Raw genomic sequence first — 14,134 nt, 5'->3', positions numbered from 1 at the left:
ACCACCCCGCCCGCCCGTCGGTGGCAGCAACGGCGCCAGCCGCTCCCACTGCGCATCGGTCAAGTCACCACGACGACCCATCAACCCACAGTGACCCAACCAACGCCCACCGTCAGCCGATCCAAGAAACAGGCTCTAGGCGTCAGGTGAAGAGTTGGCCGGCGTTCACGTCTAGCGTGGCGCCGGTCGTGGCCTTTGCGGCGTCGGAGGCCAGGAAGATGACGGCGCGGGCGACGTCCTCCTCGGTGGCGATGCGGCGGAGGGCCATGGCCTCGGTGTCGCGGGCGAGGATCTCCTCGTAGGGGACGTTCTCGGCGGCGGCGCGGGTGCGCATCCAGTCGTCGAGGACGTCGCTGGCGATCCAGCCCGGGGCGACGCAGTTGACGCGGACGCCGGACGGGCCGAGCTCGTCGGCGAGGCAGTGCGAGAGCAGGTGGACGGCGGCCTTGCCGGCGGCGTAGTCGGAGCGGCCCGCGTAGCCGGTCCGGCTGGACATCGAGGTCAGGTTGACGATCGAGCCGCCGCCCGCCGCGACCATGTGCGGGGCCAGGTGGCGGCAGCAGAGCAGGGTGCCATACGCCGCGATCTCGATGGACTTGCGCCATTGCTCCAGGTACGCGCCGTCCATGTCGAGGACGTTCTTGCGGTGCGTGCCGGGGAAGGCGGCGTTGACCAGGACGTCGACGCGGCCGAAGTGGGAGATGACGCGGTTCGCGAGGTCGGCGACCTGCGCGGGGTCGGACACGTCGGTCGGGACGGGCAGCGCGTCGCGGCCCTCGGCGCGGACGGCGGCGGCGATGGCGTCCAGGGTGGCGCGGCCGCGTGCCGCCACCGCGACGTCGGCGCCCTCGCGGGCCATGAGGACGGCGAGCGTCCGGCCGAGCCCGGGGCCCGCGCCGGTGATGACCGCGACCTTGTCCTGGAGCGTCATGGGCCGTACTGTACCAAGCGGTCGCTAGTTTGGGTCGGCGGCCCGCCGCGGCCCGCTGCCCTGGGAGGACGGCATGAGCATCACCCTGGCCAGCGACGTGGGCGGCACGTTCACCGACGTCGTCCTCATCGGGGCGGACGGGCGCGTCGAGGTCGCCAAGACCCTCACCACGCCGGACGACCCGACGGAGGGGCTGCTGCGCGGCGTCCGGGAGGTCCTCGCCACGTCGGGGACGGCGCCGTCCGAAGTCGGGCGGTTCGTCCACGCGACGACGCTCGCGACGAACGTCATCCTCGAACGGACGGGCGTGCCGGTCGCGTTCGTGACCACCGAGGGCTTCCGGTCGATGCTGGCGCTCGGGCGGCAGGCGCGGGTCGAGGAGGAGCGCTACGACCTCGCGTACGTGCAGCCGGAGCCGCCCGTCCCGCTGACGCACACGTTCGCCGTTCCGGAGCGGATCGCGGCGAACGGCGAGGTGCTGCGGCCCCTGGACGAGGGCGCCGCCGACCGGGTCGCCGCCGAGATCGCCGCGCTGGGCGTCGCGGCCGTCGCGATCTGCCTGCTGCACTCCTACCTCAACCCTGCGCACGAGGACCGGCTCGCCGAGATCATCGCGGCGCGGCTGCCCGCTGGGACGCCCGTCGTCGCGTCGTCGTCGGTCTGGCCGGAGCTCGGCGAGTACGAGCGCGCGACGACGACGCTGATGTCGGCGTACGTGGGGCCCGTCATGGCGTCGTACCTGGAGCGGCTCGGCGGGCGGCTGCGCGGTCTCGGGATCACCGCGCCCGTCCACGTGATGGAGTCGGCGGGCGGCGTGCTGCCCGCCGCGCTCGCCGCGTCCCGCGCCGTCTACACGATCGAGTCCGGCCCGGCCGCGGGGGTGATCGCGGCGGCCCGGCAGGGCGCGCGGCGCGGGCTCGCCGACCTGATCTCGTTCGACATGGGCGGGACGACCGCGAAGGCCGGGCTGGTCCGCGGCGGACGGCCCGGGATCACCCACGAGTTCCAGGTGGGCGGCAAGGGCAGCTACGGCGGGCGCCGTCCCGGCACGGGCGTGCCCATCAAGATCCCGGCGATCGACCTGGCCGAGGTCGGCTCCGGCGGCGGCTCCATCGCCTGGGTGGACGGCGGGACGCTGCGCGTCGGCCCGCGCTCGGCGGGCGCCGATCCCGGTCCCGCCTGCTACGGCCGCGGCGGGACGCTCCCGACCGTCACCGATGCCGACCTCGTCCTCGGCTACCTCGACCCGGACGGCTTCGGGGAGTTCCGCCTGTCGCCCGAGCGCGCGCGGGACGCCATCGCCGAACACGTCGCCGGACCGCTCGGCGCGGACGTCACCGAGGCCGCCGCCGCGATCCACGACATCGCGAACGCGCAGATGGGCGCGGCCGTGCACGTGGTCACCGTCCGGCGCGGCATCGACCCGCGCGGCTTCACGCTCGTCGCGCTCGGCGGCGCCGCCCCCACGCACGCGGTCCGGCTCGCGGAGCGGTTCGGGATCGCCCGCGTGCTCGTCCCGCCGCGCGCCGGGGTCGGGTCGGCGGTCGGGCTGCTGCACGCCGACCTCGCCATCGAGCGCGCCCGCACGTTCCTCGCCCCTGTCGCGACGCTGGTGTCCTGCTCGGCGAGCCGCGACGCGCTGGGCGAGCTCGCCGACGTCTTCGACGGCCTCGAACGCGCCGCCCTCGCCGACCTCCTGGCGCCGGACGCGCCGGGGGAGGCCGCCGTCGAGCGGTCGGTCGGGATCCGGTTCATCGGGCAGGCGCACGCGTTCACGATCGAGCTGCCGTCCGGCCCGCTGACGCCCGGGACCGTCCAGCGCGCCGCCGACGAGTTCTACAAGCGCTACAACGAGTCGTACGGCATCGACCTGCGCGATCCGGCCGAAGTGACCACCGCGCGCGTCCGGGCCGTGCTGCCGTCGGGCTCGCGCGACGTCCCGCGTGCGGAACCCGACCCGGACGCGGGGCCGCCGGGCACACGGCGGATCTGGCTGGACGGCGCGTTCCACGACGTGCCGGTGCTCGCCCGCTCGGCATGCCGCCCGGGCGGGGAAGTCCACGGCCCCTGCATCGTCACGGAGCCGCAGTGCTCGCTGCTCGTCCCGCCCGGCTGGCGCGGCGGCGTCGACGACCACGGGGCGCTGCTGCTGGAGGGAGGCGCATGACCCTTTCGGAGGCCGACCTCACGGCCGAGATCCTGCGGAACGCGCTGTGCGTGGCGGCCGAGGAGGCCGGGATCGTCGTGGTCCGCTCGGCGTACTCGGCGTTCATCGTCGAGGGCGCGGACGCGGCGGCGGCGATCCTGGACGTCCGCGGACGGCTCATCGCGCACTCGATGTCGACCGCGCTCATCCAGTGCGCCAGCCTGCGGAGCGCACTGCCGTTCGTCCTGAAGGCGTACCCGGCCGACACCATGGCACCCGGGGACGTGTTCGTGCTGAACGACGTCTACCAGGGCGGCATCCACGCCAACGACCTGCTCGTCTTCCGCCCGGTGTTCGTGGACGGAACGCCCGCCTACTTCACCGGGACGCTCATCCACGTCGCCGACCTGTCGGGCCTGTCGGCGGGCGGCATGGCGTCCGACGCGACCGACGTCTTCCTGGAGGGGCTGCAACTCCCGCCGGTCCGCATCGCCACGGCGGACGGGCTCGTGGACGACCTCGTCCGCGTCCTCGCCGCGAACAGCCGCACCCCCGACCGGCTGGTCGGCGACCTGCGCGCGCTGATCGCCGGCGCGAACGTCGCCGCCCGCCGCCTCGAAGAGATCATCGACGCGTACACGCCGGACGGCCTCGCGCGCGGCGTCGCGTCCTACCTCGCGCACACCGAGGCGCGGATGCGGGAGGGCCTCGCCGCGCTGCCCGCCGGGACGTTCCGCGGCGAGTACCGCCTGGACGACGGGCACCGCATCGCGGTCGCCGTCACCTGCGACGGCGACGGCGGCGTGGTCGTCGACTTCGACGGCACCGACGAGCAGGTCCCGCTGCCGGTCAACTCCGGCTTCTCGCAGACGCACGGCGGCGTCATGTACGCGATCCGCTGCTTCGTCGACCCCGAGCTGCCGATGAACGAGGGTTGCTTCGCGCCCGTGGACGTCCGGCTGCCGCGCGGGACCCTCGTGCACTGCACGCCCCCGTTCCCCGGCGGCGGACGCTTCGGCACGGTCGCGGCGGCGGAGGAGGCCATCTTCGCCGCGCTGACCGGCGCCGCGCCGGGTGACGGCCGCGGCGGCGTCGCCGCGTCCGGGATCCTCCAGGCGTTCAGCATCAGCGGCGTCCGGCGCCCCTGGCTGCACATGGCGTTCGACCTCGGCGGGACGGGCGCCCGCCACGACTCCGACGGCGCGGACGCGACCGGCGCGCTGTTCGGTGGCGGGCGCAACATCGTCCCGCAGGCCGAGCCGGTCGAGGCGCGGCTGCCCGTCCGCATCGAGGAGGTGTCGCTCATTCCCGACTCCGGCGGCGCCGGGCGCACCCGCGGCGGCCTCGGCACCCGCACCGTCATCCGGATGCTGGAGGACGCCCGCGTCGACACCCGCGGCGACCGGCTCCTTCGCCCCCCGCCCGGCGCGGCGGGCGGGGCGCCCGGACGCGCGGGCGGCTACTACCGCGAGCGTGCGGACGGCACCCGCGAACCCCTCGGCACCAAGGCGACCCGGCAGCCGCTCGCCGCCGGGGAGGCCCTCGTCGTCGAGACGTCCGGCGGCGGCGGCCACGGCTACCCGGCGGAGCGGTCCCCGGAGGCGGCGGCCCGCGACCGCGCGGACGGCAAGACCACATGAATTCGGCGACCGCGCGCGAAGAGCACATGAGCCCCGGCGAGGAGATCGCATGAAGTTCGGTGTGCCGCTCGGCCTCGTCCACCCCGGCGTCTGGCGCGAGCTCGCGGTCGCCGCGGACCGGCTCGGCTTCGAGTCGGTGTGGCTGCCCGAGCATCTGGTGTTCGCGACCGACCTGTCCACGGCCACGTACCCGGGGACGGAGGAACCGGGCATCCAGCCCACCACCCCGCTCTTCGACGCCCCCGCCTACCTCTGCGCCCTCGCCGCCGCCACCGAGCACGTCCGGCTCGGAACGGCCGTGTACCTGTACGGCCTCCGGCACCCGTTCGTCGCCGCGCGCGCCTTCGCGACCCTCGACCACGTCTCCGGCGGACGCGCCATCGTCGGCGTCGGCGCGGGCTGGTACGAGGGCGAGTGGATCGCCGCCGGCGTCGACTTCGCCACCCGCGGCAGGCGCCTCGACGAGGCGATCGAGGTGTCCCGCCGCCTGTGGACGGAGGGCGCCGTCGAGCACCACGGAGAGTTCTTCGACTTCCCCGAGGTCGCGTTCGAGCCGAAGCCCGTCCAGCCGCGGCTGCCCGTCGTCGCGGGCGGCGAGTCGAAGGCCGCGCTGCGCCGCGCCGCGCGGCTCTGCGACGGCTGGATCAGCATGCCGCAGACGCTGGAGCGCGTCCGCCCACAACTGGACCTGCTGCACGCCTACCGGAAGGAGGCCGGCCGCGAAGACGAGCCGTTCGAGATCACCGTGCACGCCTACGAGCTGTCCGGACCGGACGAGGTCGCCGAATGGGAGCGCCTCGGCGTCGACCGCCTCATCGTCCGGCCGTGGCGGCGCACCCGCGAGGCCGCGGAGACGCTCGCCCGCTTCGCGAGCGACCACGGCGTCCGCGCCCGCTGACGGCCGCTCAGTACTCGTAGACGCTGACCTTCGGCGGATGCTCGTACCAGGACGCGATCACCGACGAGGTGTGGTCGTCGTTGAGGAAGTCGACGCGCAGCCACCCGTCCGCCTCCGTCACGCGCGTCTCGTAGCCGGGGTTCGGCGTCGCCGACACCAGCCGCACGCGGCGCCCGGACACCGTCATCGCGGCCTGCCCGCCCCGCGTCGCGTAGCTGCGCACGTTGCCCGGCGGCCGCGGCGAGTCGCGCTTCGACGGCTTCGGCGAGGCGCTCCTCGACGGGGACGGCCGCGGCCCCTCGTCCTCGCCGCTCACCGCGCTGGGCCGCGCGGACGGCGACACGGGACTCGGCGAACCCGGAAGATCGGACGGGCTGGCGTGGATCACCGGCCCCTCGATCGGCGGCGGCGCGGACCGCTCGGACACCGTGTCCCGCACGACGTCCCGCACCCCGAGCCAGGACAACGTCACCGCGAGCGCGGTCACCCCAGCCCACGGGGCAACATACGACATCACGCGACGCATCGACACATGGTGGCATACGGTTCGGGCATGGCAAGTGTTCTGGTGGTGGAGGACGACGCCAACGTCCGCACCGCCCTGATCCGTGAGCTGGGCGCGCGCTCGCACGTCGTCCGCAGTGTCGGGACCGCGATGGACGCGCTGCGCGAGGTCACGCAGTCGCCGCCGGACGTCGTCATCCTCGACCTCGGGCTGCCCGACCTCGACGGCGCCGAGGTCCTGAAGATGCTGCGCGGCATCTCCGACGTCCCCGTCATCATCGCGACCGCCCGCGACGACGAGCCGGAGATCGTCCGGCTGCTCAACGCGGGCGCCGACGACTACCTCATCAAGCCGTTCTCCGCCGAGCACCTCAGCGCCCGGCTCGCCGCGGTGCTGCGCCGCTCCGCGCGGTCCGGTCCGGCCGCCGAGCTCAGCGTCGGCGGCCTGCACATCGACCTGGACCGGCGGGAGGCGCTGCTGGACGGCAAGTCCCTCGAACTCACCCGCCGCGAGTTCGACCTGCTCGCCTACCTCGCCGCCCGTCCCGGCCGGGTCGTCGCCCGCCGCGAGCTGCTCGCCGAGGTGTGGCGGCAGGCCTACGGCGACGACCAGACCATCGACGTGCACCTGTCCTGGCTGCGCCGCAAGCTCGGCGAGACCGCCGCCAAGCCCCGCTACCTGCACACCGTGCGCGGCGTCGGCGTCCGGCTGGCCGAGCCCGATCCGCGCTCATGAGGCGGACGCTCGTCCTCGTGTCGCTGGCCGTCACCTCGATGGTCGCGCTCGCGTTCCTCATCCCGCTCGCCCTCACCGTCCGCGAGATCGCCCGCGACCGGGCCCTCACCACCGCCGAGCGGCAGGCGAGCGCGCTCGGCCCCGTCCTCGTCGTCACCGAGGACCCCGCCGCGCTGGAACGTGCCGTCGCGAGCACCCAGGCGGGCGCCGCCGGCCGCATGACCGTGCACATGCCGGACGGCGGGCTCGTCCCGAAGGACCCCCGCGGCGACTCCGGCGCCCGCCCCGAGCAGCTCGCTGAGGCCGGCCGCCGCGGCCGCTCCTACACCGCCCGCGTCTCCGGCGGCTACGCGCTCCTCCAGCCCGTCTCGCTGGACGCGGGCCGCACCGCCGTCGTCGAGGTGTTCCTGCCCGACGGCGACCTGTCGCGCGGCGTGTGGAAGGCGTGGCTCGTCATGACCGCCGTCGCCGCCGCCCTCGTCGCCGGCTCCGTCGCCGTCGCCGACCGGCTCGGCGCCCGCATGATCACCTCCACCCGGCGGCTCGCCGAGGCCGCGGGCGCGTTCGGCGACGGCCAGCTCAGCGTCCGCATCGAACCGGACGGCCCGCCCGAGCTCGTCGAGGCCGGCCTCGCGTTCAACGCCATGGCCGACCACGTCGTGCAGCTCCTGTCCGCCGAGCGGGAGATGGCCGCCGACCTGTCGCACCGCCTCCGCACCCCGCTCGCCGCGCTCCGCCTCAACGCCGAGGCCCTCGGCGACGGCCCGGTCGCCGACCAGACCCGCGAGGCCGTCGACCGCATCGAGCGCGAGGTCGACCAGATCATCCGGACCGTCCGCCGCCCCACCGGCCGCGGCAGCTGCGACGCGTCCAAGGTGCTGCGCGACCGCGTCGCGTTCTGGTCCGTCCTCGCCGAGGACGAGGGCCGCTCCTGCGAGCTGATCGGCGCCGACGGCCCCGCACCGCTCCCGCTGCCCGGCACCGAGCTGGCCGCGGCCGTCGACGCGCTCCTCGGCAACATCTTCCGGCACACGGCCGAGGGCACCGGCTTCGCCGTCACCCTCCACCAGGGCCAGGGCGTCACCGGCATCCTCGTCGCCGACGCCGGACCGGGCATCGCCGACCCCGACGCCGCGCTGAAACGCGGCAGCAGCGGCGGCGGCTCCACCGGCCTCGGCCTCGACATCGCCCGCCGCGCCGCCGAGTCCACCGGCGGCTACCTCCGCATCCACCGCAGCGTCCTCGGCGGCGCCCAGGTGCAGATGTGGTTCCGCACCAAGTGGCTGCCCCCCTCCCGCCGCCGCTCCCGCCGCCTGGTCCGCCGCCGCCACTCCCGAACCCGCGCCTAAACCCACCCCGACCCCACGCCCCAACGCTCGCCTCTCCGCACCCTCAGGCTGCGCTTCAACCCACTCCACAGCCGCACTTCAACCCTCTCGGGTCCGGCACCCCCAACGCTCGTCTCTCCGCACCCTCAGGGCGCGCTTAAAGGACGCTTAACGCCCGGGTCGGTCGGACCGGGCGGCCCTAGCGTGATCGGCACCACCCCGATCGAGGAGGCGCCGCCCGCATGAACCGGCCCCCCGCCCGCCCCGCCCTCCACTACCTGGCAGCGTTCCTTACCGCCGTGCTCGGCACCGTGGCCTGCGGCCTGGCCGTCATGAGCTCCAGCACCGTCCCGTCGGTGCGGACGGTCCCCGCCGCGGACACGACGCGCTCCTTCGTCCCGTACGTCGACGCCAACCTGCGCTTCGACCTCGTCGGCGCGGCGAAGACCACGGGCGTCAAGACGTACACGCTCGCGTTCGTCACCGCGGGCGGCGGCTGCACCCCGACCTGGGGCGGGACGACGCCGCTGGGGGAGAGTCCCGTCGCGAACGCCACCTCCTCCCTCCGCGCCCTCGGCGGCGACGTCCGCGTCTCGTTCGGCGGCGCGTCCGGCACCGAGCTGGCGACGGCCTGCTCCAGCACCGACAGTCTCCTCGCCGCCTACGACAAAGTCGTGACGGCCTTCGACCTCACCCGCGCCGACTTCGACATCGAGGGCGCGGCGCTCACCGACACCGCCGCGGGCACTCGGCGCGCGAAGGCCATCGCCGCCCTCCAGAAGAAGCACCCGGCGCTCAAGGTCTCCCTGACCCTGCCCGTCACCCCGCAGGGCCTGACCAAGGAGAGCGTGCACGCGATCGAGGACGCCACGGCCAACGGCGTCGCGATCGACGCCGTCAACATCATGGCGATGGACTACGGCCCGCCGTCCACCGAGATGGGCGACCTCGCGGTCCAGGCGGCGACCGCGACCGAGACCCGCCTCCGCTCCGTCCTCGGCGTGCCGTCCGCGTGGAGCCGCCTGGCCGTCACCCCGATGATCGGCGTGAACGACGTCGCCGGCGAGATCTTCACCCTCGCCGACGCCGCCCGGCTCACGGCGTTCGCCGCGGACAAGGACCTGGCCTGGACGGCCATGTGGTCGGCGACCCGCGACGCTCCGTGCCCCGGTGTCTCCAGCGCCTCGCCGACGTGCAGCGGCCTGGCCCACGAACCCTTCGCCTTCACGAAGGCCTTCGCCGGATGACGCTCCACCCCGTGCGGCGTCGCACGGCCGTCACTCGCGCTGGTGATCCCCGGTGGCCCCGTCGATCAGCTCCCGCAGGATGTCGACGTGCCCGGCATGCCGCGCCGTCTCCTCGACCATGTGCACCAGCACCCACCGCAGCGACACCGTCTCACCGGACCACGCCGTCCCCAGCGCCTCCACGTCCAGTTCCGCGATCACTTGGTCGGACGCCGCCCGCGCCCGCTCGTAGAACGCCAGCACGTCCGCCGTCGTCTCGTGCGGCTCGACCCGCAGATCGGCGTTCTCGTCGTCGTCATCGAACGGCAGCGGCTCCGTCTCCCGCCCGAACGTCTCGCAGAACCAGTTGTACTCGACGGCCGCCAGGTGCTTGACGAGCCCCAGCAGGTTCGTCCCGGACGGCGTCATCGGCCGCCGGAGCTGCTCGTCGTCCAGCCCCCGCAGCTTCCACAGCACCGCCTCCCGATGCCGGTCGAGGCTGAACTTCAGGTTCTCCTTCTCCCCGCCGACCACCGGCCCACGTCCACTCATCCGAGCACCCTAACAGCGGCCCTCATGCCCCTCCGCCGTTACCCACCGCCTCGCGCAACAGCCCGCAAACAGCGATAACAGCATCCTCAGCCTTGACAGACCGCTCCAAGGCGTCTTCACAGGGAGAAAGCGGCCCCGATGCCGTAGTGGTCGGAGAGGTAGGCGGCGCTGCCGTCGGCCAAGCGGACGTGCTCCTTGAAGACCAGCTCGGTCGTCGCGCTGAGCTGAGGTGTGGCGAGGACCTGGTCGATGGGCTTGGGAAACGGCAGTTCCGGCGTAGGACGATACGTGGTCTCCTCATCACCGGCCATGACGTCGACCAGGCCGGTGGTCGCGAGGAAATCGCCGAGGATGGGGGAGTCCCGAGGAACGTTGAAGTCGCCGGCGACGATCAGTGGAGCCGTCACGTTCGGATGCGCTAGGAACGCGGCGAGCTGCCCCAGCTCGTCCGCCTCGACCCGTGCGTAGGGGTTGCCGGGCGTCCAGTCGTCCGTCATGTTGGCCGACAGATGGGTATTGGCAATGGTCATGTGCCGGTCGCCGACCCGCACGCGGACCAGCAGGACACCTTTCCGCATGAGACGCTCACGACGCGGCGGCCCGGTGAACGCGTATCGGTGGAAGAGACGTCGTTCGATCGGATGGCGCGACAACAGCACCAGACCACCATGGACGAGCGGCATCAACGGCCCGTGCGCGACGTACCGATAGGAACGAGTGCTCCGCCGCAGAATGGCGAGGTTGAGAGGCGAAATCACCTCCTGGAGGCAGACCACGTCATAGGACGATCCGTCCAGCAGTCGGGCCAAGGCGGCGATCCGCGCACGAGACCGCCCCCGAAACAACGTGTTGAAAGTAAGAAGCCGAAAACTCAAGAGCACCCACCGGCGTGCCGTACAGACCTGATCACACCCACACACTAACCCTGTCCGAGTGGCCGCTCGGGAAGCGGCCACTCGAAGAATCCATATCATCCTCGCCCCTCGCAGGACGCTATGGATTCACGCGTGCATCACCGCGGAGTGTGCAGTCCCTCCGCTCCCTGGGCGAACATGGCCCGGAAGGTGATGGGCCCCACCGACCCGTCGACCCCGATCTCCTTACGGCGCTGGAAGTTCGACACGGCGGTCTTGGTCCTGCTCCCGTACGCCCCGTCGACCGGGATGGCGTCGCCGAGGATGTCCAGCGAGTACTGAAGCCCCTTGACCAGGCTGACCCTTGAGTCACCCGGCCGCGCGACGCCGTGGTCGTTGCGGAGCGTCACCCACGTCTCGTCGTTGACCTGGCCGGTCTGCTGGAGACCGCGGTCACGCTGATACCTCTTGACGGCCGCGACGAGGGCGTCGTCGAAGTCGTCGGCCGCGTCGGCCGTGGGGTTGCAGCCGCTGAAGTACTTGAACTGCGCCAGGAAGCAGCGCACCGCCGCGACCCGGTACTCCTCGTCCCCCTTCTTGATGACCTTCCACGGCTGGGCCTCGATGGCCGCGACGATGTGCTTGTCCGTCTTCGGCCCGTCCGCGCTCGCGGGCGCGGCGCCGACGCCGATCACGCACACGACCGCCAGACCGGCCGCCGCCACTTTCACTGTGCCTTTCACATGCTCCTCCTCGCAGAAGCATCCGACGTTTCCGAGATGTGAGACGCGGAAACCGTGGCAAAGGTTCTCCCTTTCCAGGCAAAGCACCCAGAATGCGCCGACGCGCAACGACCTCCAAAAGTTGACACACTTGACCAACCTTTTACCACCCAGACCAAGTTTCGGCCCAATGCCCAGAATCCGACTTACCAGATCTCTCAACTGTGCGCTCAATGAACAACACGATGCGCGGACCCGAAAATGGCTGACGAAGCACAATGCACCAGAAGCCCACCTGAGCCTCACCAACCTCTTGTGACCACGGGGTCAAGCAACCCGGTGCCGCCCTCTACCGAACGACACGTCGCGGCCCTCGGCCCGTCACGGGAACGTACTCGCACGGATACAGACAGCGACAGATCGGAACTCTAAGTTATGGGCAGCTGAGGTTCGACTGAAGAGAGGCAGACGATGCGACACTGCACAGCCGTCCGCGCAGGCACGCCGCTGGTCGTGGCGTTCGCCGCTGCTTCTCTCGCCCTGCTCGCTCCCCTGGCCGGCGCGGCGCTCGCGAGCGTCACGGGCCGGCAGTGCGTCGACGGCGGCGGAGTGATCTTCGGCAACGACCCGCTCCCCATGGCGTTCTGCCAGGGCGGAAAGTACGACGGCCAACAGGTCGTCGGCTGATCCCTCACCACACTCCCGGCTCGTGCACTGGCCCAACAGGACGCCGATGACCATCGCCGCTCCGCCTGCACGCCGATGCCGAGCTGAGCGGCGGATCGTCGGATCAATGCTCGCCATTGCTCAGCGCAACCAGGTATATGCGGCCAGCCAATTCTCTTGCCTATGTGTGCCGAATCCTAGATTCCGTCAGAGATGCCCACGGCGACGCTGGCGTGACCCCCCCTCGCCGACTTGGTCGGTGCGGGTCTGTGCCATCGCGGAACAAAGAGTGGCGCGAACTGGCCACAGGATGCTGCTGCATCGACGTGTAGCCAGGGTAAACGTTCCGAAGTGGACGACTTTGAGGCATCGAGTGATCAGGACAGGCCAGAACAGACGATCATCATACAGAATCCCAGGCAAGGGTGCATCTCCCGAATCAATGCCATGGTGGTGGGGCTGGCGGCATTCCTAGGGGCAGTGGTTGCCATAATCGCATTCGGGAAGTCTCTGTTGCGTAGATTCGATGTCCATGTCACCGTCGGCAGCCCCTCGCCGAAGCCCGCCGGTGCCTCACCTGGCGGCTTGCTGACGCCGCAACCGCCCACGCCGGGGACGACAAGGCCTTCGGACAGTCCAGCGCATCACGACGTCTCGTTGCAAGAGTTCTCCTCGCGAGTCTGGGATTGGGCTACTCAAGCTTGGGGGCAGGTCGTCCAATGGCATGCGCACATGGCCTGGTGGCTCATCATTGCCCTTTATATTGGCGGGATGGTTGGCATCGCGAGTCGCTACTCGGGGTATAGAAATCGCTATCGGGGATATAGTAGTGGTTTTCCTCTGGCTGTTATCTCTATGGTTCTACTGCTCTGGTTGCTGGCTGCTCCTGCGGCGACTTGGTTGACCGCAACCATGATTCTCGTCAGTCTTACCACTCTTGCGCTTCTGTGGCTTACTCGCTAGGCGACGTATTTGCGTGTGATGTCTTCGCGTCCACTTGCGTCCGCAAGTGCATAGACGCTGAATGATGAGGTGCTTCCTGTGGAGGGGTGAGGGTGCGGCTGGGCTTGTCGCACGGTGAAGTGGACGGGGTCGTTGCTGGCGACGCTACGGGCTGAGGGCGCTGCGGCGTTGCCTGCCGGCACGACGAGTGCTGAGGTGAGGCGGTCAAATGCGGCCGGACCTCTGCGTCACTCGGTCATGCAGAACTCGTTTTCGTCCTGGCGCTTAGGTGATCTACAAGCATGAACCGTGACCGCGCTGTGGCGGTCTAGCGCGGGCGACCGGGCGGTGACCTGCCAGCTGGCGGAGGCACGCGTGGCTCCGGTCGATTGGGGTGGACGCCCGTTCTTGGTCTCTCTGGTCTGTTTACGCAGGTGAGCGGCTCTCTGGCCGACTTCCCCGGGCGGGCCTGGGCGGGGTCTGAATAAGGCTGGGTGAGGCTATCCCTAAGTGAGGCTTAAGGGCGTTCTTTGTGGGGGGCGCGCGGCTTAGCGTTACGGGTGTCCACATCGGAAGACGGCGGAGGTGCACAGGCGGAGAGCAGACGAGCGTCGGCTGAGGTTCCGACTGAGGTTCCTGTTTGAGACAGGTTTCTGGCCTGCACGGCCTTGTAACCCCGCTCTGGGGCCGTGCGGGCCAGAAGTCTTTCTCAGCGCGGGAGGGCGCCGAGGAGGAGCAGGCGGAACGCGTCGGCGGTGCCGGTGGCGGCGGTGTCGCCGGTGGCGAGGCGGCGGACGGCGAGGCCGTAGAGCAGCGCGACGACCGTGGGGGCGTGGCGTTCGGCATCGGGGATGTCGAGGGCCGTCAGGACGGCGGCGGCGAGGCGGTCGTAGGCCTCGACGCTGCGGACGGAGACGTCGCGCATGTCGGGGTCGCGGGCGGCGTGCAGGTGGAGTTCGAGGTTAGCGATCTGCTCGGGGCCGTAGGCG

Annotated in this window: 12 protein-coding genes and 1 pseudogene; 7 read left to right on the top strand and 6 right to left on the bottom strand. The window is 71.6% G+C overall.

Annotation, left to right across the window (positions count from 1 at the left end):
* Positions 1-142: 142 nt before the first annotated feature.
* Positions 143-931: an SDR family oxidoreductase gene (locus E1300_RS39785; protein ID WP_131762401.1), complete on the bottom strand. Its 789-nt coding sequence runs from the start codon at positions 929-931 to the stop codon at positions 143-145.
* Between the two features lie 73 nt (positions 932-1,004).
* On the opposite strand from E1300_RS39785, the gene E1300_RS39780 reads away from it, so the two are divergent.
* The 3 genes from E1300_RS39780 to E1300_RS39770 are packed head-to-tail and all read left to right on the top strand — an operon-like array spanning position 1,005 to position 5,615.
* On the top strand, positions 1,005-3,098 hold the full coding sequence (locus E1300_RS39780; protein ID WP_131762399.1) for a hydantoinase/oxoprolinase family protein: 2,094 nt from the start codon (positions 1,005-1,007) through the stop codon (positions 3,096-3,098).
* On the top strand, positions 3,095-4,717 hold the full coding sequence (locus E1300_RS39775; protein WP_165503202.1) for a hydantoinase B/oxoprolinase family protein: 1,623 nt from the start codon (positions 3,095-3,097) through the stop codon (positions 4,715-4,717). Before E1300_RS39780 ends, E1300_RS39775 begins: the two co-directional genes overlap by 4 nt.
* Before the next feature lie 49 nt (positions 4,718-4,766).
* Positions 4,767-5,615, top strand: coding sequence for a TIGR03619 family F420-dependent LLM class oxidoreductase (locus tag E1300_RS39770; RefSeq protein ID WP_131762395.1), 849 nt, complete (start codon positions 4,767-4,769; stop codon positions 5,613-5,615).
* Positions 5,616-5,622: 7 nt separating this feature from the next.
* On the opposite strand, the gene E1300_RS39765 is transcribed toward E1300_RS39770, so the two are convergent.
* Positions 5,623-6,141 carry a hypothetical protein gene (locus tag E1300_RS39765; protein WP_131762394.1) on the bottom strand — a complete coding sequence of 173 codons (519 nt, stop codon included), beginning with the start codon at positions 6,139-6,141 and terminating at the stop codon, positions 5,623-5,625.
* A gap of 27 nt (positions 6,142-6,168) precedes the next feature.
* Between E1300_RS39765 and E1300_RS39760 the strand changes: the two genes are divergently transcribed.
* From E1300_RS39760 to E1300_RS39750, 3 genes are all read left to right on the top strand, one after another.
* On the top strand, positions 6,169-6,855 hold the full coding sequence (locus E1300_RS39760) for a response regulator transcription factor (RefSeq protein WP_207400221.1): 687 nt from the start codon (positions 6,169-6,171) through the stop codon (positions 6,853-6,855).
* Positions 6,852-8,204, top strand: a complete 1,353-nt coding sequence (locus E1300_RS39755; protein WP_131762392.1) for a sensor histidine kinase — start codon at positions 6,852-6,854, stop codon at positions 8,202-8,204. The genes E1300_RS39760 and E1300_RS39755 overlap by 4 nt, the downstream gene beginning before the upstream one ends.
* Positions 8,205-8,425: 221 nt before the next feature.
* Positions 8,426-9,430, top strand: coding sequence for a chitinase (locus E1300_RS39750; protein WP_131762390.1), 1,005 nt, complete (start codon positions 8,426-8,428; stop codon positions 9,428-9,430).
* A gap of 30 nt (positions 9,431-9,460) precedes the next feature.
* On the opposite strand, the gene E1300_RS39745 is transcribed toward E1300_RS39750, so the two are convergent.
* From E1300_RS39745 to E1300_RS39735, 3 genes are all read right to left on the bottom strand, one after another.
* On the bottom strand, positions 9,461-9,961 hold the full coding sequence (locus E1300_RS39745; protein WP_131762388.1) for a DinB family protein: 501 nt from the start codon (positions 9,959-9,961) through the stop codon (positions 9,461-9,463).
* 116 nt (positions 9,962-10,077) lie between these two features.
* Complete coding sequence (locus E1300_RS39740) at positions 10,078-10,935, bottom strand: endonuclease/exonuclease/phosphatase family protein (RefSeq protein WP_131762386.1); 858 nt, start codon at positions 10,933-10,935, stop codon at positions 10,078-10,080.
* A gap of 38 nt (positions 10,936-10,973) precedes the next feature.
* On the bottom strand, positions 10,974-11,558 hold the full coding sequence (locus E1300_RS39735) for a peptidoglycan-binding domain-containing protein (RefSeq protein ID WP_165503200.1): 585 nt from the start codon (positions 11,556-11,558) through the stop codon (positions 10,974-10,976).
* Positions 11,559-12,008: 450 nt separating this feature from the next.
* Here E1300_RS39735 and E1300_RS39730 point away from each other — a divergent pair, with 450 nt between their 5' ends.
* Positions 12,009-12,224, top strand: coding sequence for a hypothetical protein (locus E1300_RS39730; RefSeq protein WP_131762382.1), 216 nt, complete (start codon positions 12,009-12,011; stop codon positions 12,222-12,224).
* A gap of 1,630 nt (positions 12,225-13,854) precedes the next feature.
* Here the strand turns inward: E1300_RS39730 and E1300_RS39725 are convergent.
* A pseudogene (locus tag E1300_RS39725) lies at positions 13,855-14,134 on the bottom strand (TetR/AcrR family transcriptional regulator); the annotation flags it as partial.

The sequence above is a fragment of the Actinomadura fibrosa genome, assembly GCF_900659615.1.
GTDB lineage: Bacteria > Actinomycetota > Actinomycetes > Streptosporangiales > Streptosporangiaceae > Spirillospora > Spirillospora fibrosa.
The sequence above is the reverse complement of the archived record's forward strand: the minus strand, read 5'-3'. Positions and strand labels throughout refer to the sequence as shown.